The sequence below is a fragment of the Sodalis sp. RH16 genome (assembly GCF_047324245.1).
In the GTDB taxonomy this organism is placed as follows: Bacteria; Pseudomonadota; Gammaproteobacteria; order Enterobacterales; family Enterobacteriaceae; genus Acerihabitans; species Acerihabitans ligni.
This window is the reverse complement of the sequence record NZ_CP178737.1, coordinates 318479-340841: the sequence shown is the minus strand read 5'-3', so window position 1 is coordinate 340841 and position 22363 is coordinate 318479. Positions and strand designations below refer to the sequence as shown.

Annotated in this window: 19 protein-coding genes; 8 read left to right on the top strand and 11 right to left on the bottom strand. The window is 59.1% G+C overall.

The features are described from left to right. Positions 1-27 precede the first annotated feature (27 nt). The 6 genes from folK to thpR form a co-directional block, all read right to left on the bottom strand. Entirely contained in the window at positions 28-534 is a 507-nt protein-coding gene (gene folK, locus ACL2XJ_RS01600; RefSeq protein WP_413725451.1) for a 2-amino-4-hydroxy-6-hydroxymethyldihydropteridine diphosphokinase, read from the bottom strand. Further along, positions 534-1949, bottom strand: coding sequence for a polynucleotide adenylyltransferase PcnB (pcnB, locus tag ACL2XJ_RS01595; RefSeq protein WP_413726838.1), 1416 nt, complete (start codon positions 1947-1949; stop codon positions 534-536). Before pcnB ends, folK begins: the two co-directional genes overlap by 1 nt. Positions 1950-2008: 59 nt before the next feature. After that, positions 2009-2926 (bottom strand): tRNA glutamyl-Q(34) synthetase GluQRS, encoded by a 918-nt coding sequence (gene gluQRS / locus ACL2XJ_RS01590; RefSeq protein ID WP_413725450.1) that lies wholly within the window; start codon positions 2924-2926, stop codon positions 2009-2011. Between the two features lie 82 nt (positions 2927-3008). Continuing rightward, a complete protein-coding gene (dksA, locus tag ACL2XJ_RS01585) occupies positions 3009-3464 on the bottom strand; it encodes an RNA polymerase-binding protein DksA (RefSeq protein WP_132926073.1) in 456 nt (151 codons plus the stop codon). Positions 3465-3609: 145 nt separating this feature from the next. Continuing rightward, the gene (gene sfsA / locus ACL2XJ_RS01580; RefSeq protein WP_132926075.1) at positions 3610-4368 is read right to left on the bottom strand and encodes a DNA/RNA nuclease SfsA; all 759 of its coding nucleotides are present in this window, start codon (positions 4366-4368) and stop codon (positions 3610-3612) included. Between the two features lie 32 nt (positions 4369-4400). After that, on the bottom strand, positions 4401-4940 hold the full coding sequence (gene thpR / locus ACL2XJ_RS01575) for an RNA 2',3'-cyclic phosphodiesterase (RefSeq protein WP_132926077.1): 540 nt from the start codon (positions 4938-4940) through the stop codon (positions 4401-4403). A gap of 251 nt (positions 4941-5191) precedes the next feature. Here thpR and hrpB point away from each other — a divergent pair, with 251 nt between their 5' ends. The 3 genes from hrpB (at position 5192) to fhuC (ending at position 11478) form a co-directional block, all read left to right on the top strand. Continuing rightward, entirely contained in the window at positions 5192-7651 is a 2460-nt protein-coding gene (gene hrpB / locus ACL2XJ_RS01570) for an ATP-dependent helicase HrpB (RefSeq protein ID WP_413725449.1), read from the top strand. A 95-nt stretch (positions 7652-7746) separates the two neighbouring features. Continuing rightward, on the top strand, positions 7747-10281 hold the full coding sequence (gene mrcB / locus ACL2XJ_RS01565) for a bifunctional glycosyl transferase/transpeptidase (protein ID WP_413725448.1): 2535 nt from the start codon (positions 7747-7749) through the stop codon (positions 10279-10281). Between the two features lie 399 nt (positions 10282-10680). After that, the gene (gene fhuC, locus ACL2XJ_RS01560; RefSeq protein ID WP_132926083.1) at positions 10681-11478 is read left to right on the top strand and encodes a Fe3+-hydroxamate ABC transporter ATP-binding protein FhuC; all 798 of its coding nucleotides are present in this window, start codon (positions 10681-10683) and stop codon (positions 11476-11478) included. Between the two features lie 85 nt (positions 11479-11563). Here the strand turns inward: fhuC and hemL are convergent, their stop codons facing one another. Next, on the bottom strand, positions 11564-12844 hold the full coding sequence (gene hemL / locus ACL2XJ_RS01555) for a glutamate-1-semialdehyde 2,1-aminomutase (protein WP_413725447.1): 1281 nt from the start codon (positions 12842-12844) through the stop codon (positions 11564-11566). Between the two features lie 350 nt (positions 12845-13194). Between hemL and erpA the strand changes: the two genes are divergently transcribed. Then, entirely contained in the window at positions 13195-13539 is a 345-nt protein-coding gene (erpA, locus tag ACL2XJ_RS01550; RefSeq protein WP_132926086.1) for an iron-sulfur cluster insertion protein ErpA, read from the top strand. A gap of 154 nt (positions 13540-13693) precedes the next feature. Here the strand turns inward: erpA and ACL2XJ_RS01545 are convergent, their stop codons facing one another. From ACL2XJ_RS01545 to mtnN, 3 genes are read right to left on the bottom strand one after another with little or no spacing between them, the layout of a single operon-like run. Next, a complete protein-coding gene (locus ACL2XJ_RS01545; RefSeq protein WP_413725446.1) occupies positions 13694-14302 on the bottom strand; it encodes a TRIC cation channel family protein in 609 nt (202 codons plus the stop codon). A 2-nt stretch (positions 14303-14304) separates the two neighbouring features. Beyond that, entirely contained in the window at positions 14305-15165 is an 861-nt protein-coding gene (gene btuF / locus ACL2XJ_RS01540; RefSeq protein WP_413725445.1) for a vitamin B12 ABC transporter substrate-binding protein BtuF, read from the bottom strand. Beyond that, positions 15162-15863 carry a 5'-methylthioadenosine/S-adenosylhomocysteine nucleosidase gene (gene mtnN, locus ACL2XJ_RS01535; protein WP_203523839.1) on the bottom strand — a complete coding sequence of 234 codons (702 nt, stop codon included), beginning with the start codon at positions 15861-15863 and terminating at the stop codon, positions 15162-15164. The genes btuF and mtnN overlap by 4 nt, the downstream gene beginning before the upstream one ends. Before the next feature lie 175 nt (positions 15864-16038). Here mtnN and dgt point away from each other — a divergent pair, with 175 nt between their 5' ends. The 4 genes from dgt to ACL2XJ_RS01515 all read left to right on the top strand — a co-directional run bounded on the left by dgt (position 16039) and on the right by ACL2XJ_RS01515 (position 20943). Next, positions 16039-17553, top strand: a complete 1515-nt coding sequence (dgt, locus tag ACL2XJ_RS01530; RefSeq protein ID WP_413726837.1) for a dGTPase — start codon at positions 16039-16041, stop codon at positions 17551-17553. Positions 17554-17720: 167 nt separating this feature from the next. Then, a complete protein-coding gene (degP, locus tag ACL2XJ_RS01525; RefSeq protein ID WP_132926094.1) occupies positions 17721-19151 on the top strand; it encodes a serine endoprotease DegP in 1431 nt (476 codons plus the stop codon). A 188-nt stretch (positions 19152-19339) separates the two neighbouring features. Continuing rightward, complete coding sequence (locus tag ACL2XJ_RS01520) at positions 19340-20497, top strand: CdaR family transcriptional regulator (protein WP_132926096.1); 1158 nt, start codon at positions 19340-19342, stop codon at positions 20495-20497. A gap of 152 nt (positions 20498-20649) precedes the next feature. Continuing rightward, positions 20650-20943, top strand: a complete 294-nt coding sequence (locus ACL2XJ_RS01515) for a helix-turn-helix domain-containing protein (RefSeq protein ID WP_203523837.1) — start codon at positions 20650-20652, stop codon at positions 20941-20943. A 70-nt stretch (positions 20944-21013) separates the two neighbouring features. Here ACL2XJ_RS01515 and ACL2XJ_RS01510 read toward each other — a convergent pair whose 3' ends face one another. Then, positions 21014-22360: an enolase C-terminal domain-like protein gene (locus ACL2XJ_RS01510; protein ID WP_413725444.1), complete on the bottom strand. Its 1347-nt coding sequence runs from the start codon at positions 22358-22360 to the stop codon at positions 21014-21016. Positions 22361-22363 lie beyond the last annotated feature (3 nt).

Here is a 22363-nt window from a genome sequence, read left to right as displayed (position 1 = left end):
ATTGTGATAAGGGGGGGCGGCAGTCGGTCAGAAGCGTTGTACGCGGTGCTGGTCATCCCAATAGTCCAGGCCGTTGAGCGGAACACGGTCAAGCAGGGCGGCAAGCCGCTGTCCATCCGGGAAGACCAGTCCGGGCGCCAATTCCGCCAGCGGATAAAGCATGAATTCGCGGTTTTGCATATCGTAGTGAGGTATGGTCAGCCGTTCGGTATGGATTTGCAGGTCGCCGAACAGCATGATATCCAAATCAAGCGTGCGCGGTCCCCAGCGGTTGACCTTGCGTACGCGCCCCTGCTGCCGTTCAATGGTCTGGGTATGTTGCAGCAGCGTCTCGGGGGACAGCCCGGTATCGAATCCTACCACCGCATTGAGATAATCGGGCTGATCCTGCGGTCCCAGCGGCCGGCTGCGGTAATAGGAGGAGCAGGCCGTTAACCGGGTGTCGGGCAGCGCGGCCAAAGCCGCCAGGGCGGCATCAACCTGGCGCAAGGGTTCCGCCAGGTTACTGCCGATAGCCAGCCATACCGGCGTCATCAGGCGGGATCGCGATAGGGGGTACGGCGGCGGGGGCGGCGCGGACGCTGATGGGCGGCGCCGTCCTCGCTCAGGGTGCCCAGCAGGGAGTTCTGGCTGGGCGGCGCTGCAACCTGAAATTCTCCCCACCACTGCGTCAGGCGCTGCAGCTCGGCGCTGTTTTCCACTTCGGCGCGCAGCGCCAGCAGATCGTAGGCCGCGCGGAATTTCGGATGTTCTATCAGCTTGAAGGCGCGTTTACCCTGGCGCCGGGACAGGCGCAGCTGCAATTGCCAGATATCGCGCATCAGCGTCGTTAGGCGCTTGGGGATGGCCAGGGAGCGGCATTGTTCGTCGAGAATATCGTTCAGCGCCAGGGAAAAAGCGTCGAAATACACCAGCCCGCCTTCCTGCGCCAGCTTTTGCGCCTGTTCCAGCAACGGATACCACAGCATGGCGGAAAACAGAAACGCCGGGTTCACCCGTTTGTCGTTCTGTATTCGCTGATCGGTGTTTTTGAGCACCTGGGTAACCATGCGTTCCATATGACTGTCGCCATGCTCGGTGAAGTTGCGGCTGATCAGGGGGAACATCGGCTGGAATAACTGGTATTCGCACAGCAGGCGGTAGGTGGGTTCGCCGTAACCGGCCTGGAGCAGCTTGAGGGATTCCTCAAACAGCCGCGCCGCGGGGATGTCCCGCAGCAGGGAGGCCAGACGCGGGATCGGCTCGGCGGTAGTCGCATCCACGGTCATGTTCAGCTTGGCGGCGAAGCGCACCGCCCGCAGCATGCGCACCGGATCTTCCCGGTAGCGCGTTTCAGGGTCGCCAATCAGGCGGATGACGCCCGCCTGCAAATCGCGCATACCGCCGGTATAATCGCGTACGGTGAAATCCGCCACGCTGTAATACAGGCTGTTGATGGTGAAATCGCGGCGCTGGGCATCTTCTTCGATGGAGCCGAAGATGTTATCCCGCAGCAGCATACCGTTATGGGCCTGCAGGGAAGCCACCGGCGCCTGCGAGGCCGCGTCATCGTCATCCGGCTCGTGGGCCGAATGGTGGCCGCGGAAGGTGGCGACTTCGATGATTTCCGGTCCGAACATAACGTGGGCCAGGCGAAAGCGGCGGCCCACCAGGCGGCAATTGCGAAACAGCTTACGCATCTGCTCGGGGGTGGCATTGGTGGTAATGTCGAAATCCTTCGGCTTTCTACCCAGCAGCAGGTCGCGTACACCGCCCCCGACCAGATAGGCCTCATACCCGGCTTTGTTCAAGCGGTAAAGCACCTTCAATGCGTTTTCACTGATCTCTTTGCGGGAGATAGAGTGCTGGTCGCGCGGGATAATCGTCAAAGGGCGTCTATCCTCTGGTGCCGTCTCCGCGCTTTCACGGTTCAACACCTTACGGCAGAAGTTGGCTACACGGGTAAAAATAGTACACCTCAATAGTAACAAATAAACAGTAGCAGCAAATAACAGCGGCTAATCATAGCTCACCCCGCGTTTTTTGAGAACGGGGCAGGGCCTGTAACCGGTTCGATGGCGCAAGACGATAACGGTACGGCCGACAGCGACCAATGTTCTATCGCCAAGTCTAACATACTCTCCAGCGTCAAATCCCGCCACCCTTGCGCTACCGGTTGATTTAAAAAACGTAACGCCGCCAGCAGGGTCGGGCGGGGATCGCCGCCGGGCAGCACAGGGGCGTGGTTTTGTTTGGAAAGCTTCATCCCCGAGGACGTCAGCGCCAGCGGCAAATGAATATACGCCGGTTCTTTATAACCCAATTGCCGGTAGAGCGCCAATTGGCGTACGGTAGGCTCGATCAAATCCGCCCCTCGCACCACTTCGGTAATCCCTTGCGCCGCGTCGTCAACCACCACCGCCAGGTTATAGGCGAACAGCCCGTCGCGGCGGCGGATGATAAAATCCTCCCGTGCCAACGCCGGGTCGGCCCGAATTACGCCGCGCAGGCCATCGCGAAACGACATGACCGGACGGGTCTGGCGCAAACGGATGGCGGCATGCTCCGCCGGCAAATCGAGCTCGCTGCAATGGCCGTCGTAGCGGCCGCCGAGGGCCTGGATGCGGGCGCGGCTACAATGGCAGTAATAGCTGAGTCCGCGCCGCTTCAACTCCGCCAGCACGTCGAGATAAGCCTCGCGGCGTTGCGACTGGTACCACACCTGTCCGTCCCAATGCAGGCCATAATCGGCCAGCTGGCGCAGGATGGTATCGGCGGCGCCGGGAATTTCGCGGGGAGGGTCTATGTCTTCGATACGCACCCGCCACAGTCCGCGGGAGGCACGGGCCTGAAGATAACTGCCGAGGGCGGCCACCAGGGATCCGAAATGGAGCGCGCCGGATGGCGAAGGGGCGAAACGCCCCGTATATAGGCTATGTGTAGACATTCAAGAGGAAAGGCGAACCCGTAGCGTTACCCCGATGCCCGCACTCTGCTCCCTGAGAGGCATCGGTGAACGTGATTGATTCTTAACCTGCCATCTGCTTTTCGCGGATTTCAGCAAGTGTCTTGCAATCAATGCATAAATCGGCTGTCGGACGCGCTTCCAGGCGACGAATGCCGATTTCAACCCCGCAGGATTCGCAGTAGCCGAAATCACTGTCTTCCACCTTTTTCAAGGTCTTTTCGATTTTCTTGATTAACTTTCGTTCCCGATCACGGTTGCGCAGTTCCAGGCTGAACTCCTCTTCCTGCGCCGCCCGGTCGACCGGGTCGGGGAAGTTGGCCGCCTCGTCCTGCATATGTGAAACGGTACGCCCCACCTCATCTCTGAGCTGATTGCGCCACGCATCAAGAATACGCCTGAAATGCAGCAGCTGGGCAGGGTTCATATACTCTTCACCCGGCTTCTGCTGGTATGGTTCCACCCCGGCGATGGCGAGAATGCTCAAGGAGGATGTCTTACGGTCTTGCCCTTCTTGCATGTTGCTTCTCCTTCATAACACGCACTATCGATCCCCAACGTGGGGAAAAAACAGGCCGCTATAAATAACAGATGACGCTAAGGTTGGCAATTATTCCTGACGCCCACTTGACAAGTATGTGAAGAAAGGCGTATTCGGCGACCCGTTAAGCCAAGGAAATACGGGACCTTTTGCTCTTTTCCCGGCTTGGATCGCCATCAAAATTAAAAAACGGTATCGGGGTATGCAACCTGATACCGCCAGGAGATAACTGCGCACCGTAGCAAAGTACTTCTACGCCTCTGCGCTGCGCCTGCAATAACATTTCTGCATAGAGCGGATCAATGTGCCGCGCGGGCGCCATCCTGGTGATCCCGGAATGCAGCACCGCAAAAAACAGCACGGCGCGCTGCCCCGATTCCGCTATAGCTTGTAATTCTCGTAAGTGTTTTTGTCCGCGTAATGTTACGGCATCGGGAAAATATCCCCATTGTTGCTGCAACAATGTTACCGATTTCACCTCAATATAGCAGTTGGGGCGATTTTCTGCTGCTAATAACCAGTCAATACGGCTATTTTCTGCGCCATAAGCCACTTCGGCCCTGAAGCTGTTATAACCGGACAGCTCCGGAATGGCGCCGGCAGCCAATGCCTCGCCCAGTAAATAATTGGCCCGCAGCGTATTTACACCTATCCATTGACCACAAGCGGTTTGGGTTAGTTCCCAACTGTGGGGATATCGGCGCTTGCGATTATCCGAGGTTGAATACCACACCTGATCGCCGGGCGCCCCACAGCCGGTCATGGCGCCGGTATTGGCGCAATGAATCGTCAGCTCCTCGCCGTCGGGGGTGACCACATCCGCCAGAAACCGCTTGTAACGTTGTACCAGGCGGGCGGGTTTTAAAACCGGTGTAAATTCCATAGATTTTCCGTTAAGGAGTTTCCGTTGGCGGATCAGGGGAGTCGCGCCGCGAGCGGCCAGCTTTCCAGCAGCATATATCGGGTACGTCCGTTTTCAAACGCCGAATGATAAAGATTGAAGGCGTTGACCTCCGTTTGCCAGCCCGGCGTGGCGGCGGGCAGGGATACGCCGGTAAACGCCTGGCGCAGCAGCGATATATGCGGATGATAGGGCATAGGGCTTTGATAACAGCCGTTGCGGGCGGCCTGGGCCCGCAGCCATTGCGCCAGTTGCAGCAATCCCCGCGGCGGGCTGCGCAAACCGAGCCATACTACCCCCGGACGCGGCCAATGACCGCAATCATCCAGGGTCAGCGTAAACGGCGATTGTTGCAATCGGGCGGCGGCCGCGCGCAATGCCTGCTCTTTATTGGCGCTGACCTCACCGAGGAACGCCAGAGTGAGATGCAGATTTTCTGCGGCCACCGGTCGCCCGGTCTCGGCCGAAAACTGCGCGGCACGCCATTGGATCACCTCTTGCCGGAGATTTTCAGGCAACGGCAGGGCAAAAAACAGACGTCGGGTGTCGGTCATTAGGCATATACCTCGCGAAATCCTGGACAATAGTATATACCCGTCACCTTTCAAGTTGCAGGCGCGTTGGCTACGTTCATTCACCCGAATCACTTACTGATGTAAGCTCATCGGGTTCTCTCGCTTGCCGCCTGCCTGCAACCCGAAATGTATTGGGTATAATCCCCGCGGTAAATCCGGTGGCGGGGATGTTGCGCGGTTGCCGATTGTTCTGTTCTTTAATCAAGCGATGCTACAATGCCCGACTTTAAATGTTAACCCTTAGTGGAGACGACGTGACGTCATTACCGGTCAGCGCCGTGGTGGATGAACTGCTGGCGGCGTTGCGAGACGCCGGCCAGGTGCTGCTGCATGCCCCCACCGGCGCCGGCAAATCCACCTGGCTGCCGCTGGAATTACTGCGCCGCGGCGGGCTGCCGGGGCGAATAGTAATGCTGGAGCCCCGGCGGCTGGCCACCAAAAATATTGCCCTGCGGCTGGCGTCGCAGCTGGGGGAAAGCGTCGGCGCAACCGTGGGCTACCGTATGCGCGCCGAGAGCCGCATCGGCGGCGGGACCCGGCTGGAGGTGGTGACCGAGGGCATACTGACCCGAATGCTGCAGCAGGACCCCGAGCTGCCCGGCGTGTCGCTGGTGATCCTGGATGAGTTCCATGAGCGCAGCCTGCAGGCGGATTTGGCGCTGGCCCTGCTGCTTGATGTGCAGCAGGGGTTGCGCGGGGATCTGCGTTTGTTGATCATGTCCGCCACCCTTGACGATGAGCGTCTGCTGTCGCTGCTGCCCGGCGCGCCGGTTATCCGCTCCGTCGGGCGCAGTTTCCCGGTGGAGCGCTCGTACCATCCGCTGCCGTCCCAGGGGTGGCCGGAACCGGCCATCGCCGCCGAGGTGAACCGCATGCTGCGGCTCCATTCCGGTTCATTGCTGCTTTTTTTACCCGGCGTCGCCGAGATACGCCGCGTGCGGGATTTGCTGGCGGAGCGGGTGGCGGAGGACGTGGATTTATGTCCGCTGTACGGCGCATTGTCCCTGGACGAGCAGCAGCGGGCCATCCGCCCGGCGGAGGAGGGACGCCGTAAAGTAGTGCTGGCCACCAATATCGCCGAGACCAGCCTGACCATTGAGGGGATCCGGCTGGTGGCGGACAGCGGTCTGGAGCGGGTAGCCGATTTTGATGCCCGCAGCGGCCTGAGCCGGCTGCAGACCCAACGCATCAGCCAGGCTTCCATGGCGCAGCGCGCCGGCCGCGCCGGCCGGCTGGCGCCGGGCATCTGCTGGCATCTGTTCAGTCAGCCGCAGGCCGAGCGGGCGCCGGAATACGGTCAGCCGGAAATCCTGCACAGCGACCTGTGCGGCATGTATCTGGAACTGCTGCTGTGGGGCTGCCGGGACGCGTCGGAACTCCGCTGGCTTGACAGTCCGCCGGAGCCGATGATGGCCGCGGCCCGCGACACCCTGCGGCAATTGGGCGCTATTGATGATGCCGGCCGGCTTACCACCGTCGGGCGCGCTATGGGCCGGCTGGGCTGCGATCCGCGCCTGGCGGCCATGCTGTGCCACGGAGAAGGCCACGACGACGGGCTGGCCACGGCCGCGCTGCTGGCGGCGATTATTGAAGAGCCGCCCCGCAGCGGTTCCCCCGATCTGCGCGATTACCTGGCCCGCCCGCAATCCCACTGGCTGCGGCGCGCCAAACAGTTGGCGGGCCGGCTGTCGCCGCGCTGGGGCACGCCGGACGGCGGGCGGGCGGAAGCGCTGCTGGCATGGGGGTTCCGGGATCGCATTGCCCGGCGCAGGGACCTTTCGGGGCGTTATCTGCTGGCCAACGGGCTTGGGGCCGCGCTGCCGCCCGACGAGGCCCTGTCCGCCGCCGAGTGGCTGATTGCGCCGGGTCTGCTGCAGGTGAGCCGTAATCCCGACGCCACCATTCGGCTGGCGATGCCGCTGGATATTGCTATGCTCATCGCTCGGTTTCCACAGTGGGTAACCGTGGAAACCGCCATGCGCTGGGACCGGGAGAAAGGCAGTTTGCGGGTGGTGCGGCGGGAACAGATCGGCAGCCTGGTATTGCTTGAGCAACCGCAGGCCAGGCCGTCCGCCGAGCTGATGCAGCAGGCGCTGTTGAACTGGGTCGCGGAGCAGGGACTGCCGGTGCTCAATTGGGATGAGCCGGCGCAGCAGCTTCGCCAGCGCCTGCTGTGCGCCCGTGAGTGGCTGCCGGAAACGGACTGGCCGGCGGTGGACGATGCCGCGCTGCTGGCGGAGCTGCCGCGGTGGTTGCAGCCCTCCCTGACCGGCGTGCATGATGTGCGTGCCCTACAGCAGGTAAATCTTGGCGAGGCGCTGATGCGGCTATTGGACTGGCCGCAGCGCCAGCGGCTGGAGAGTGCGTTGCCCAGCCATTACACTGTGCCCACCGGCAGCCGGCTGCCGGTGCGTTATCGCCACGGCGAGCCGCCGGTGCTGGCGGTGCGGATGCAGGAGATTTTCGGAGAACAGAGCACGCCGCTGCTGGCGGAAGGCCGCGTCGGGCTGGTGCTGGAACTGTTGTCGCCGGCGCGGCATCCGTTACAGAAAACCGGCGATCTGGCGGCATTTTGGCGGGGCGCTTACCGCGACGTGCAAAAAGAGATGAAAGGCCGCTATCCCAAACATGCATGGCCGGATGACCCCGGCCGGGCGGCGCCAACCCGGCGCACCAAGAAATATCAGTAATATCGAGTTGAATTTCAGAGGTTTCCTCTATCGCAGATGGCGGCAGTGGAACAGAGTAGGCGGGGATTCCGTCGGTAGTAGGGAGAGTAACAACGATGTCTGGGGATGACCGTGAACCAATCGGACGTCATGGAAGGCCGTCCGATCGCAAAGTGCCGCGCAGGCAACCGGTGCGCAGCCGCCGGGACGACGATGATGAAGACGATCAGGAAGATTATGACGACGAAGAGGAAAAGGTAATGCCGCCGCATAAAGGGAAGTCGCGTCCGCCGCGTAAAAGAAGGCGCCTGCTCGGCTGGATGATCAGGATTTTTATTCTGCTGATCATCTTACTGGTTTGCTATGGATTCTACCTCGACGCCCAGGTACGCAGCCGAATCGACGGCAAGGTCTGGCAATTGCCGGCGGCGGTCTACGGCCGTATGGTTAACCTCGAGCCGGGCATGCCCTATAACAGGAACGAGATGGTCAACCTGCTGGAAGGCATGCAGTATCGCCAGGTAAGTCGTATCACCCGTCCGGGGGAGTTTACCGTGCGGGCCAATAGTATCGAAATGCTACGCCGCCCGTTCGATTTCCCCGACAGCAAAGAGGGACAAATCCACGCCCGCCTGACCTTCGATCGCGATAAGCTGCTGGAAATCCAGAATCAGGATACCCAGCGCAGCTTCGGCTTTTTCCGGCTCGATCCCAAGCTCATCACCATGCTGCAATCCCCCAACGGCGAGCAGCGGCTGTTTGTGCCCCGCGCCGGTTTCCCCGATTTGCTGGTGGACACCCTGATTGCCACCGAGGACCGCCATTTTTATCAGCATGACGGTATCAGCCTCTCTTCCATCGGCCGCGCGCTGCTGGCGAATATCACCGCCGGCCGCGCGGTGCAGGGCGGCAGTACCCTTACCCAGCAACTGGTGAAAAACCTCTTTTTGACCAATGAGCGATCCCTGTGGCGAAAAGCCAATGAAGCCTATATGGCCCTGATCCTCGACTACCGCTACAGCAAGGATCGCATCCTCGAGCTTTATCTTAACGAGGTGTATCTCGGCCAGAGCGGCAGCGAGCAAATCCGCGGATTCCCCTTGGCCAGCCTCTATTATTTCGGCCGGCCGGTGGAGGAACTCAGCCTCGATCAACAGGCGCTGCTGGTGGGCATGGTCAAAGGGGCCTCCCTGTATAATCCCTGGCGTAATCCGCAGCTGGCGCTGGAACGGCGTAACCTGGTGTTGAGACTGCTGCAGGAACAGCAGGTGATTGACGGAGATTTGTATAACATGCTCAGCGCGCGTCCGCTGGGGGTACAGCCGCGCGGCGGGGTGATTACGCCTCAGCCGGCGTTTATGCAGATGGTACGCCAGGAACTGCAGCAGAAGCTGGGTGACAAGTATAACGATTTGTCCGGCGTGAAAATCTTTACCACCCTGGACCCCATTTCCCAGGATGCGGCGGAAAAAGCGCTGGAAGACGGCGTTCCGGCGCTGCGTGCCGCCAGGGGCGTCAATGACCTGGAGAGCGCGATGGTGGTGGTGGACCGCTTCAGCGGCGAGGTTCGGGCCATGGTGGGGGGATCGCAGCCCCAGTTCGCCGGTTTCAACCGCGCCATGGACGCTCGCCGTCCGGTGGGGTCGCTGGCAAAACCCGCCACCTACCTTACCGCCCTGAGCCAGCCGGATAAATACCGACTTAATACCTGGCTGGCGGACGAGCCGATTTCCCTCCGGCAGCCCAACGGCACCCTATGGGCGCCGAAAAACTACGATCGTGAATTCCGCGGCAAGGTGATGCTGGTGGATGCCCTGGCCAATTCGCTGAATGTGCCGACGGTGAACCTGGGCCTGTCGGTGGGACTGACGGATATCAGCGGCACCTTGCAAAAACTGGGCATTCCGAAAGAGGTTATCAACCCGGTGCCGTCGATGTTGCTGGGGGCTATCAGCCTGACGCCGATGGAAGTGGCGCAAGAGTACCAGGCCATCGCCAGCGGCGGCAACAAAGCGCCGCTTTCGGCGGTGCGTTCGGTGATAAGCGAAGACGGACGGGTGTTGTACCAGAGCTTCCCCCAGGCGGAACGCGTGGTGCCGGCCCAGGCGGCGTACCTGACCCTATACGGTATGCAGCAGGTAGTGGCGCGCGGCACTTCGCGCTCGCTGTCGGTGAAATTCCCCAACTTCCATCTGGCGGGCAAGACAGGTACCACCAATGATCTGCGGGATAGCTGGTTTGCCGGGGTGGACGGCAAGGAAGTGTCCATCGCCTGGGTCGGCCGCGACAATAACGGTCCGGCCAAGATAACCGGCGCCAACGGCGCGCTGACCATCTATCGGCGTTATCTGGAAAACCAGCCTCCGCTGGCGCTGAATCTGATTCCGCCCGAGGGTATCAATCAGATTTCCATCGATTATGCCGGCAACTTTGTCTGCGGCGGCGACAGCAATATGCGGGTAATCCCGGTATGGACCGATAATCCGCAGTCGTTATGCCAGGCCAGCCAGCCCATCGCCCAGCAGCCGAATGTACCGGCGCAGCCCGGCGATGGACAGCCGGCCCAACAGCCTTCCCAGCAGCAACCGGCCCAGGACTCGGAAAAGAGCGATGGGGTCGCCGGCTGGATAAAGGACATGTTTGGGAAATAACAGCCGCCGATCGTGCAACGACCGTGTTAAAGGGAGAGCGCGCCAATGGGGTCGAAGCCGCCGTCTGGCGGCGGCCGGAGCGCCCCATGGCACGCTAGATACCGTTCGGTCTTTATGGCGGAGGGAAGATAAGTCATGGGGGATGAGTCTAGCTACAGGCTTCAATGCCCAAGGCCCGCCACCATCTCACCCATGACTTCCCGATGATCAATCGGGGATTGTTACCCGAACAGGGTAGGCAATCAAGATATAAGGCCCGCCATCACCCAGACCTCAATCGGGGCGGGCCATGCAATTCAACGGGAGATTCTCCTTGCAGTCCCCGATCCGTTATGTCTATGATTGCGTCTTTGAATAATTCTCATTAACTTTATCAGCCGCGCAAACAAGATTGGGCTTATGCAAGATTCTCTCATATCACAGCACGCAGATTTCGTCTTAGACCAGGTCAGCTTTTCGGTTCCCGGCCGGGTACTGCTTCAACCCCTCTCATTTTCATTCCCCCACGGCAAGGTTTGCGGCCTTATCGGCCACAACGGCTCGGGGAAATCCACCCTGCTGAAAATCCTCGGCCGCCACCAGGACGCCACCGGCGGCGTGGCCCGGCTTAATGACAAACCGCTGTCGGCCTGGGAAAGCAAAGCGTTTGCCCGGCAGGTGGCGTATTTGCCACAGCAGTTGCCGCCGGCGGAAGGCATGACGGTGCGTGAGCTGGTGGCATTGGGCCGTTATCCCTGGCACGGTGCACTGGGACGTTTCGGCACCGCCGACCGGGAACATGTGGACGACGCCATCAAGCTGGTGGGCCTGCAATCCTTCGCGCAGCGGCTGGTGGACAGCCTGTCCGGCGGGGAACGCCAACGCGCCTGGCTGGCCATGACCGTGGCGCAGGACAGCCGGTGCCTGTTATTGGACGAACCCACCTCGGCGCTGGATATCGCCCACCAGGTGGATGTCCTGGCGCTGATCAAACGCATGAGCCGCGAGCGCGGCCTGACGGTTATCGTCGTACTGCATGATATCAATATGGCGGCCCGTTATTGCGACCATATTGCGGCGTTGCGCGGCGGCGAAATCATTGCCCAGGGATCGCCGGAAGAGTTAATGCAAGGGGACGTGCTGGAGCAAATCTATGGCATTCCCATGGGCATTTTGCCGCATCCCGGCGGCGGCGCGCCGGTCAGCTTCGTCTATTGATTACCAGGTTCGGGCTACACCGTCCTGGCCCGGTCCCGCAGCCTTTTAGCGGTAAAATTCACCGCCGTGTGTGTCTAAACGCAGGTTATAATCTGGCGAAACTGCGGCGGGCGGCATCCACCGTGCGGTCAATATCCTCGTGGCTGTGGGCCAGCGACATAAAACCCGCCTCATAAGCCGACGGCGCCAGGTAAATCCCTTCATCAAGCATCATATGGAAAAAGCGCTTAAAGCGTTCGGTATCGCAGGACATGACGTCCTTATAGCAGGTCACGGCAGGGGCGTCGGTAAAGAAAAGTCCGAACATGCCGCCCACATGGTTGACCGCCAGGGAGACGCCTTCGGCCCGCGCCGCGTTCAGCAACCCCTGCGCCAGCCGATCGGTAAGACCGGCCAAGGTCTGGTAGATACCGGGCTTGGTGAGTTCATTCAAACAGGCGTAACCGGCGGCCATGGCGATAGGATTGCCTGACAGGGTACCGGCCTGATAGACCGGGCCGGTGGGCGCCAGCGCCTGCATCACTTCACGGCGGCCGCCGAAGGCCCCCACCGGCATGCCGCCGCCGATGATCTTCCCCAGGCAGGTCAGGTCCGGCGTTACGCCGTAATACGCCTGCGCCCCCGCCAGCGCCACCCTGAAACCGGTCATCACCTCGTCGATAATCAGCAGCGCGCCGAACTCATCGCACAGTGCCCGCAGCCCCGGCAGGAAATCCGGCAGCGGCGGCACGCAGTTCATATTACCGGCCACCGGCTCGACGATAATACAGGCGATTTCCCGCGGATACAGCTCGAATACCTGGCGCACCGAATCCGTATCGTTAAAGGTACAGGTCAGGGTATGCTTGGCGAAATCCGCCGGCACGCCCGGAGAACTGGGCTGGCCCAGGGTGAGCGCGCCGGAGCCGGCTTTCACCAGCAGGCCGTCGGCATGGCCGTGGTAGCAGCCCTCGAATTTGATGATTTTATCCCGGCCGGTATAGCCTCTCGCCAAGCGGATGGCGCTCATGGTGGCTTCTGTGCCGGAGTTGACCATGCGTACCATATCCATTGACGGCACGAGCTCGGTCACCAGGGCGGCCATTTTCACTTCCATTTCCGTCGGCGCGCCAAAGCTCAGGCCATGGCCGGCCGCTTCGATGACCGCGTCGCGTATCGCCGTATGATTATGGCCGAGCACCATCGGTCCCCAGGAGCCGACATAATCGATATAGGCCTTCCCGTCCACATCATACAGCCAGGCGCCGTCCGCCCGCTCGATAAACGGCGGCGTTCCTCCCACGCCGTTGAAGGCGCGCACCGGAGAATTCACTCCGCCGGGGATCAACTGTTGTGCCTGCGCGTACAGTGTTTCGGAATGGCTCATTACTCGGTTCCTCGTTGGAAAAAAACATCGGCCCGGTAAGTGTAATAAACTGGCCCGCAATAAGACATCTTTGTGAGCCTCCGCAGGCCAAAACTTTTCTTTAAAACGCAGGGACATCCCCGCCGGTGACGCAGTTTTCAGGCGGGAAACCGCTTTATTCGTCGATCTTGGTCCTTATGGCCGGAACGCCAGGCGCTAACCCCAGCATCGGAAAAGAGGTAGCACTCAGCGGTAAACAAAATATCCTCAATGGACAATACTTGAACGTTAAAGACAGGTAGCGGATAATGATTTTACTAATCAGGTTGTTTTGCCTTCAGCCTGACGGCCATGTTTGGGAGTGAGAGTCAATGAGTGAAACTGCGGTATTGCCATTACAATTTACCGATTCGGCGGCAAAAAAAGTCAAGAATCTGATCGCGGATGAAGAAAACCCGAATCTTAAACTGCGGGTTTACATTACCGGCGGCGGTTGCAGCGGCTTCCAGTATGGATTTACTTTTGACGACAAGATTAACGAAGACGACATGACCATTGAAAAACAGGGCGTGGCGCTGGTGGTGGATCCCATGAGCCTGCAATATCTGGTAGGCGGATCGGTGGACTACACCGAAGGACTGGAGGGATCGCGTTTTGTGGTCAATAACCCGAACGCCAAAACCACCTGCGGCTGCGGCTCGTCCTTCAGCATTTAATATTCAGGGGTCCTCGCGGCCCCCATTCCTGATTATCATCCTGCGGGCCGGCGCATTCACTGCGCATCGGCTCCGTTAATGCCGCCTGAGCATTCAATCCTATCGACCCTTGCCCCGGACGCATCATCTTGCAAACGCGTTGAGTCGTCCGCGGTTATTTCTCCAGTTCAAAGGTCGGCAACTTGAGATGCCAGCGGATGGCCGCCAGCCGGATAATCAGGGTGACGGCCATGCCCATTATCGACGCATGCTGCGCGCCCACCTGGAAAGTATGAAAAGCGGTGGTATGGACGATGCCGCCGGCAATACAGGCGGTAGCGTAAATTTCCGTACGCAGGATCATGGGGATTTCCCGCGCCAGCACGTCCCGCAGTATGCCGCCGCCAACGCCGGTGATAACCCCCATGCACACCGCCACCAGCGGACCGGTGCCGCCGGCGAAGGCTTTATTCACGCCGATGCCGACAAAGACCGCCAGCCCGATGGCATCGAGCACCGGCAGGATCCAGGCCGGTAAATGGCGGGGTTGCCTTACCACCATGATGGTGACGAAACAGGTCACCATCGCCACCACCAGATCGGTGGGATCCCTCACCCAGAATACCGGACCGTTGTTAAGGGCCATATCCCTGATGGTGCCGCCGCCGATGGCCGTCACCACTCCCAGCACCAGCACGCCGAAAGGGTCCATGCGCAGCTTTCCCGCCAGCAGGACGCCGGAAATGGCAAAAACCGCCGTGCCCAGAATATCCAAAATAGCCAATATCAATGCACACCTGAAATTTTCACGGCCGCGGTATTATCCCCGTCCGGCCGATCACGAGCCGCCAGCGTTCGGCATAGCTGCTCCGCCGCCAGCATGATGCGCGGACCGCTGCGGTTGAACCAATCCTCGTTGAGGGCGATAACCGGCACCGTCAGCTGCGGCTGCCAGAAGGCTTTAACCAGGGGAATGCGACCATCGTCGCCGGCGGTCACGATGGCCTGCGGTTTGCGGATCAGCACCTGTTCGCGGCTGACCTGCGGCCAGGGCACCGGGCTGTCGTCGAAAATATTCCGCGCGTTGCACAAGTTCAGGATCTGGCTTTGCAGCGTCCGCTTGCCGGCGGTGAACAAGGGTTGATTGCCGAACTGCATAAACACCCGTATCGGCGGATTGGCGGCATAGCGTTTTTTCAGATCCGCCGCCCGCTGGCGAATGTCCCGCGCCGCCTGATGAGCCTGCTCAGGATGGGGGCTATAGGCGGCCAGGCTGTCCAGGCTTTTGGCGATATCCTCCACCGTAAGCGGATCGATATAGAGTATCGGGATGCCGAACGCCGCGAGCTGATCCAGCTGCCGCTGCGGATTCCCCCCGCGCCAGGCCAGGATCAGGTCCGGTTTCAACGCCAGAATCCGCTCAAGATTGATGCCTTGCCAGGAGGCCACCTGTTCCAGCTTTTTTGCCTCAGGCGGGTAATCCGACCAGGCGCTGGCCGCCACCAGCACCGTGCCCATACCCGCTGCGTAGGCCAGTTCGGTGGTATGGGGAGCCAGGCTTATCACCCTGTGCGCCGACCAGGCCGAGGGCGCAAGGAGTATCAGCAGCAGCAATAGTCCGGCGCGCCGGGACGTCGCTAATATCATTGGTGCCCGGCCAGGGCGCCTATCATGGTGTCAACCAGACGGCTGGACTGTTTGGCCGCCACTGCCAAAAACTCATCAAAGCTGAGGTGGGAAGCCCGGTCCGCCACGTCGGAAATGGCCCGCACCACGACAAAGGGCACCACGAACTGATGGCAGACATGGGCAATGGCCGTGGCTTCCATTTCCACCGCGATAGCCTGCGGGAAGAGGGTGCGGATGCGGCTAAGGGGCTGCGCGCCGTTGATAAACGCATCGCCGCTCACCACCAGGCCGCGCACCGCGCGCATATCCAGCCGGGTGATGCACTTTTCCGCCAGGGCCACCAGCGAGGCGTCGGCGGGAAACGCCGCCGGGCACTGGGCCATCTGTCCCGGCTCGTAGCCGAAGGCGGTGACGTCCACGTCATGGTATCTTACCTCGGTGGACACCACGATATCCCCCACCTCCAGGGACGATGCCAATCCGCCGGCGGAGCCGGTATTGATCACGAAGTCGGGCTGGTAATGATCCAGCAGCAGCGCGGTGCCCAGGGCGGCGGAAACTTTACCGATGCCGGATTTCAGCAGCACGACTTCTATGCCGTGCAACCGGCCGCTGTAGATTTCGCATCCCGCTTTTTGCCAGGTGGTCCGATCCTCGATCAGGTCACGCAGCAAGGCGACTTCCTGTTCCATCGCGCCGATAATGCCTACTCTCATTTCATTGCCCTTACTGTTAATCAATTTTTGATATCCAAGATGGATGTTAATTTACCCTTGGGGTAAGTTCCGGCATTCTATCATGTCCGGAGACGGGAAATAATTGCCGCCGTGGTTGCATTTAACTCCTGCTATGGGTATCACGGTAGTTCAGGAACAGCATTGGGGGAACATGATGTCCGCGATCGACTTTCGCAAGAAACTGAGTTTTCAGCGCCCTTCCGGTCAACCCATCATCGCCGAGGACGAATATGCCGTTATCCGCCAGTTTGAAAGCGATCGCGGACGCATCATCAACTCCGCCGCCATTCGCCGCCTGCAGCAGAAAACCCAGGTCTTTCCCCTTGAACGCAATGCGGCGGTGAGGTCTCGGCTGACCCACTCCCTGGAGGTGCAGCAGGTGGGCCGGCATATCGTTAAGGAGGTCTTCCATCAGCTCAAGAGCGAACGGCGTATCGAGGATCTGGGCTTGTCGCAGCTGGAGGCTCCCTGTGAAAGCATCGTCGAAATGGCTTGCCTGATGCACGATATCGGCAACCCTCCGTTCGGCCATTTTGGCGAAGCGGCGATTAACGACTGGTTCGGCCGCCGTCTGGATATCGCCGGTTTAGGCAATGAGGCCCAGGGCAACGATCGCTGCCAGGTGGAAATTTTGCGCCTGCGCGCCGGTGAAAACGACGATAACGAATTGCGTTCCCGCATCCGTCTCGATTTGTGCCATTTCGAAGGCAATGCGCAGGCTATCCGCATGGTGCACAGTCTGCTCAAACTAAACCTGACCTATGCCCAGGTGGGCTGTGTTCTGAAATACACCCGCCCGGCTTACTGGCAGGGCGCGGCGCCGGCGGAATTCAGCTATCTCATGAAAAAACCGGGCTATTATCTGGCGGAAGAAGGGTATATCAAGACATTGCGCGATGAATTAGGGCTAGGGGAGTACCATCGGTTTCCTCTGACCTATATTATGGAAGCCGCTGACGATATTTCTTATTGCATAGCCGACCTGGAAGATGCAGTGGAGAAAAAGATATTTACCGTAGAGCAATTATATAACCACCTTTTGCAGGAATGGGGCGAGGTTACGAAAGGCGATTTATTCCAGCAGGTGATCGGACAGGCTTTTGACAAGATAATGCGCAATCAGGGGTTACGCAGCGGCGATCAGTTTTTCATGTATTTACGGGTTAATACCGTCGCCAGTCTGGTGCCCCATGCGGCACAGCGTTTTCTTGACAATCTGGCGACAATATTTGACGGATCTTTTAATCAGGGATTATTGGAGGACTCAAGCCCAGCTTATCAATTGCTCAAGATATTCAAAGGGGTGGCATTCAAACATGTCTTCAACCATCCGGAGGTTGAGCAGCTTGAACTGCAAGGTTACCGGGTCATCAGCGGGCTGCTGGAAATCTACAGTCCCTTGCTTGAGATGCCGTGGGAGGCGTTCAGGGCATTGGTGGCCCAGGATTATCACCGGGATTATATGATCCCCACCCGGCTGTTTCACAAATTATCCACTAAACATCGCCTGGCATATGGTGAAGCGGTAGCTCAATTAAATCAGTATCCTCAACGACAGCAATCGATGATGGAATTTTATTATCGGGCGCGGTTGGTTCAGGACTATATTAGTGGTATGACCGATCTTTATGCTTGGGATGAATATCGCCGATTAATGGCGGCGGAGTGAGCCGGACGGCATTGCCGAGTTTTGTAAAGCCGGCCAATATTTATTTACCATTGCGGTTTTTAGTCTACTGAACTTCGTGTTATTTCATTACTCTCACATAATGACTACGGCAGTCGATTCGAATCATTATCTGGTACTACTAATACTAATAGTCGAGACAACGTTAAATGAAAAGAATGAATTTGGTCCTAAGTGCAATGGCGTTAAGTTTAGGGCTGGCGCTAAACCCCGTTTCCGCTTTTGCGGCGGAAACCGCCTCGACCAACCAGCAGCTTCCCAGTCTGGCCCCAATGCTGGAACAGGTAATGCCTTCGGTTGTTAGCATTAGCGTGGAAGGCAGCACGGCGGTGAATTCGTCGCGGGTACCGGAGCAGTTCCAGCAGTTTTTCGGCCAGGATTCCCCTTTGTGCCAAGACGGTTCGCCCTTCCAGGGTTCACCTCTATGCCAGGGCAACGGTGGCGGCGACAATAATACCCCTCCCGCCAGAGAGAAATTCATGGCCTTGGGCGCGGGTGTAATCATCAATGCGGAAAAAGGCTATGTGGTCACCAACAACCATGTGGTGAATGACGCCAACAAAATCCAGGTTCAGCTGTATGACGGGCGCAAATTCGACGCCAAGATCATCGGCAAGGATCCCCGTTCAGACCTGGCCCTGGTGCAGCTTATCGATTTCAAAAACCTGACCGCCATTAAAATGGCCGATTCGGATCAGCTGCGGGTAGGGGACTACACCGTCGCCATCGGCAATCCTTACGGCCTGGGGGAAACCGCCACCTCCGGCATTGTTTCGGCCTTGGGACGCAGCGGCCTGAATATCGAGAATTACGAGAATTTCATCCAGACCGATGCGGCTATCAACCGGGGTAACTCCGGCGGCGCGCTGGTCAACCTGAATGGGGAACTGATCGGTATCAATACCGCCATCCTGGCGCCGGACGGCGGCAACATCGGCATCGGTTTCGCCATCCCGAGCAACATGGTGAAAAACCTGACTGCGCAAATGGTTGAATACGGCCAGGTCAGGCGCGGCGAAGTGGGTATCATGGGCACCGAGCTGAATTCCGAACTGGCGAAGGCCATGAAGGTGGATGCCCAGCGCGGCGCCTTTGTCAGCCAGGTCCTGCCGAAATCCGCCGCTGACAAGGCCGGGGTGAAGGCCGGGGATGTGATAGTCACCATGAACGGCAAGGCCATCAGCAGCTTCGCCGCTTTCCGGGCCGATGTGAGCTCAATGCCGGTGGGCACCAAAGTCTCCCTGGGCTTGCTGCGCGACGGCAAACCGGTGACGGTGGTGGTTACCCTCGAACAGAGTACCCAATCGCAGCTGGATTCATCCAATATTTTCACCGGCATTGAAGGCGCGGATTTGAGCAATACCCAAACCGGCAATGTGAAAGGGGTGAAAGTGGATAACGTCAAGCCCGGCAGCACCGCGGCGCGTATCGGCCTGAAAAAGGGCGATATCATCCTGGGCGTTAACCAGCAACCGGTGCAGAATATGGGGGATTTACGCAAGATCCTCGACACCAAGCCCTCGGTGCTGGCCCTGAACGTACAGCGCGGCGATACCACTATCTATCTGCTGGCGCAGTAACATCACAGCGTCTCCAAGCACATTATCTACCTGCTCACGGCGCCTCCGGGCGCTGTTTTTTTTTGCCCGGAATGTGATATCTCGCACAATTTACGCGGGTAACCCCGCGCTTTATGCATTTGCACAATGAATGTCGCCATCTCAATGGGTATGCTAGTGCAAAGGGCTTAATGAGGGGCGGGAACAGGATGGCGACATATCATCTCGACGCGAGATTGGCGCAAGAAATTGTGGCAAGGACGATGCAGATCATCGATAGCAATATCAACGTCATGGATGCCCGGGGCCGCATCATCGGCAGCGGCGATGAAGAGCGCGTCGGTGAATTGCACGAAGGCGCGCTGCTGGCCTTGTCCCAGGCACGGGTGGTGGACATTGACGATGGCGTGGCGCGTCATCTGCACGGTGTCCGCCCCGGGATTAATCTGCCGCTGAAAATCGACGGCAATATCGTGGGCGTTATCGGCCTGACCGGCAATCCCAGCCAGCTGCGCCAGTACGGCGAACTGGTGTGCATGACGGCGGAAATGATGCTGGAGCAGGCCCGGCTGCTGCATATGCTGGCGCAGGACAGCCGGCTGCGTGAAGAGCTGGTGCTGAACCTGATCCGCGCCGAAGAGGTGACGCCGGCGTTAATTGAATGGGCGCAGCGGTTAGGGATCGATATCAACCAGCCGCGGGTGGCGGCGGTGGTGGAAGTGGACAGCGGCCAGTTCGGCGTGGACAGCGCCATGGCGGAGCTGCAACAGTTGCAAACCCTGCTGACCACGCCGGAACGGGATAACCTTATCGCCATCGTCTCCCTTACCGAAATGGTAGTGCTGAAACCGGCCCTGAACGGACATGGGCGCTGGGATGCGGAGGAACACCGCCGCCGGGTCGATACGCTGTTTTCCCGCATGACGGAAAGCAGCCGTCTGCGGGTGCGCATCGCGCTGGGCAACTATTTCCCCGGCGCAGGCGGTATTGCGCGCTCCTGGCGAACCGCGCGCACCACCATGGCGGTGGGCAAACAGCGGCTGCCGGATCAGCGCTGCTATTTTTATCCGGACCTGATGCTGCCGGTACTGCTGGACAGCCTGCGCGGCGGCTGGCAGGCCAGTGAGCTGGTGCGCCCGCTGGCCAAACTCAAGGCCATGGACAATAACGGCCTGTTGCGCCGCACCCTGATTGCCTGGTTTCGCCACAATGTACAGCCGACCCCCACCTCGAAGGCGCTGTTCATCCACCGTAATACCCTGGAGTACCGCCTGAACCGCATTTCGGAAATGACCGGCCTGGATCTGGCCAATTTCGACGATCGCCTGCTGCTTTATGTCGCGCTGCAGCTGGATGATGAGGCCTAATCGGCTATAAATACAACTTTCTAAGTGTGATCATAAATTAGTCTGTAGGATAATATTTCCTCTTGAGGGAAGTTTCCCTATGAGCTAATAAATTGAGAAGACCCCTCGAAACGAAATCGTTTTAGCATTGCAACGGTTGGAGGAACTTACTGATGAGTAAGATAGTCGCTATTAAACACGCCGAGGTCATGAAACGCTTGCTGAATACGCCTGAAGCTGTTGCCGCCTATCAGGAGGCGATGGAAGAAGACGCGTTGCTTGAACAATTAACCGAGTGGCGGGAAAACGCCGGACTGACCAAAGCGGAAGTGGCCAAGCGGATGGGGGTCAACCCGCCGGCGATTAACCGGCTGGAGCGAAATGTTACCAAAGCCTCTTATCACACGTTAAAACGTTATGCTGCGGCATGCGGCATCAATATGACCATTGTTGCAGCCAGTAAATAAATCTTAAACTGTCATCTGCTACCCATAGATCATAGATAGAGGGGACGCCATGCCGTACCCCCCCACATTATTAACGCACCAGCGCCGGCCTCTTCTTATCAAATGTCCAGCCCGGGATCAGATACTGCATGGCGGCCGCATCATTTCGGGCGCCGGAAGGCATCCGCCTATACAGCTCATGCTGCTTCTCGATAAGTCCCATATCGATCTCGACACCCAACCCCGGCTTATCGCTCAGCTCCACCGCGCCGTTGATGATTTGCAGCGGATTTTTGGTGAGATGCTGTCCCTCTTGCCAAATCCAGTGGGTATCCAGCGCCGTGGGTTTACCCGGCGCGGCGGCGCCCACATGAATAAACATCGCCAGGGAAATATCAAAATGGTTGTTGGAGTGACAACCCCAGGTCAGCCCCCATTCGTCGCATAACTGCGCAACGCGGATGGCCCCCTGCAATGTCCAGAAGTGCGGGTCGGCCAGGGGAATATCAATGGAATTCAGCTGCACCGCGTGGCTGAGTTCGCGCCAGTTGGTGGCTATCATATTGGTTGCCACCGGCAAGCCCGTGGCGCGCTTGAATTCCGCCATCACTTCCCGGCCGGAAAAACCTTGTTCCGCGCCGCACGGGTCCTCGGCATAGGCCAGAATGCCGCGCATATTTTTGCACAGATGAATGGCTTCTTGCAGTGACCAGGCGCCGTTGGGATCGATGGTAATGCGGGCGTCGGGAAAACGCCTGGCCAACGCGGTGACCGTTTCAATCTCCTGTTCGCCCGCCAGCACGCCGCCTTTTAGCTTGAAATCCTTGAAGCCATAGCGATCCTGCGCGGCTTCAGCCTGGCGCACAATAGCCTCAGCGGTCATGGCCTCTTCCCGGCGCAACCGATACCAGTCATGGGACGCGCGCTGTGGGCCGGCCTCGTAGGGCAGGTCGGTACGATTTCTGTCGCCGACATAAAAGAGATAACCCAGCACCGGCACGCTGTTACGCTGCTTGCCCGGGCCAAGCAGTTCGGCCACCGGTACGCCCAGATGCTGGCCCATTAAATCCAGCAGCGCGGCTTCCAACGCCGCCACGGCGTTAACCCGCAGCTCAAAGGTCCAGGCGCCCTGGGCGAAAGAATCAAAATCCTGGCCGATATGGCCCTTATGCACGTCATAGACAATCCGGTTCAGCGTGGCGAGCTTCTGTCCTATGACCCGCTGCCTCGCGTCCAGCAGGGTATTCAAGATGACTTCGCCGCCCGGCGCCTCGCCGACGCCGGTATGCCCGGCATTATCGGTCAGTATGACGATATTGCGGGTGAAATAGGCGCCGTGGGCACCGCCGATATTCATCAGCATGCTGTCATGGCCGGCCACGGGTACCACTTTCATATCGGTGACAGTCGGCGCGCCGGAAAAATCACACTTATCCATTAC

Excerpts from the sequence above, each read along its gene's own strand:
- folK (WP_413725451.1), bottom strand. The coding sequence starts at position 534 with ATGACGCCGGTATGGCTGGCTATCGGCAGTAACCTGGCGGAACCCTTG.
- gluQRS (WP_413725450.1), bottom strand. The coding sequence starts at position 2,926 with ATGTCTACACATAGCCTATATACGGGGCGTTTCGCCCCTTCGCCATCC.
- dksA (WP_132926073.1), bottom strand. The coding sequence starts at position 3,464 with ATGCAAGAAGGGCAAGACCGTAAGACATCCTCCTTGAGCATTCTCGCC.
- sfsA (WP_132926075.1), bottom strand. The coding sequence starts at position 4,368 with ATGGAATTTACACCGGTTTTAAAACCCGCCCGCCTGGTACAACGTTAC.
- thpR (WP_132926077.1), bottom strand. The coding sequence starts at position 4,940 with ATGACCGACACCCGACGTCTGTTTTTTGCCCTGCCGTTGCCTGAAAAT.
- hrpB (WP_413725449.1), top strand. The coding sequence starts at position 5,192 with ATGTTAACCCTTAGTGGAGACGACGTGACGTCATTACCGGTCAGCGCC.
- mrcB (WP_413725448.1), top strand. The coding sequence starts at position 7,747 with ATGTCTGGGGATGACCGTGAACCAATCGGACGTCATGGAAGGCCGTCC.
- fhuC (WP_132926083.1), top strand. The coding sequence starts at position 10,681 with ATGCAAGATTCTCTCATATCACAGCACGCAGATTTCGTCTTAGACCAG.
- hemL (WP_413725447.1), bottom strand. The coding sequence starts at position 12,844 with ATGAGCCATTCCGAAACACTGTACGCGCAGGCACAACAGTTGATCCCC.
- erpA (WP_132926086.1), top strand. The coding sequence starts at position 13,195 with ATGAGTGAAACTGCGGTATTGCCATTACAATTTACCGATTCGGCGGCA.
- btuF (WP_413725445.1), bottom strand. The coding sequence starts at position 15,165 with ATGATATTAGCGACGTCCCGGCGCGCCGGACTATTGCTGCTGCTGATA.
- mtnN (WP_203523839.1), bottom strand. The coding sequence starts at position 15,863 with ATGAGAGTAGGCATTATCGGCGCGATGGAACAGGAAGTCGCCTTGCTG.
- dgt (WP_413726837.1), top strand. The coding sequence starts at position 16,039 with ATGTCCGCGATCGACTTTCGCAAGAAACTGAGTTTTCAGCGCCCTTCC.
- degP (WP_132926094.1), top strand. The coding sequence starts at position 17,721 with ATGAAAAGAATGAATTTGGTCCTAAGTGCAATGGCGTTAAGTTTAGGG.
- ACL2XJ_RS01520 (WP_132926096.1), top strand. The coding sequence starts at position 19,340 with ATGGCGACATATCATCTCGACGCGAGATTGGCGCAAGAAATTGTGGCA.
- ACL2XJ_RS01515 (WP_203523837.1), top strand. The coding sequence starts at position 20,650 with ATGAGTAAGATAGTCGCTATTAAACACGCCGAGGTCATGAAACGCTTG.
- ACL2XJ_RS01510 (WP_413725444.1), bottom strand. The coding sequence starts at position 22,360 with ATGGATAAGTGTGATTTTTCCGGCGCGCCGACTGTCACCGATATGAAA.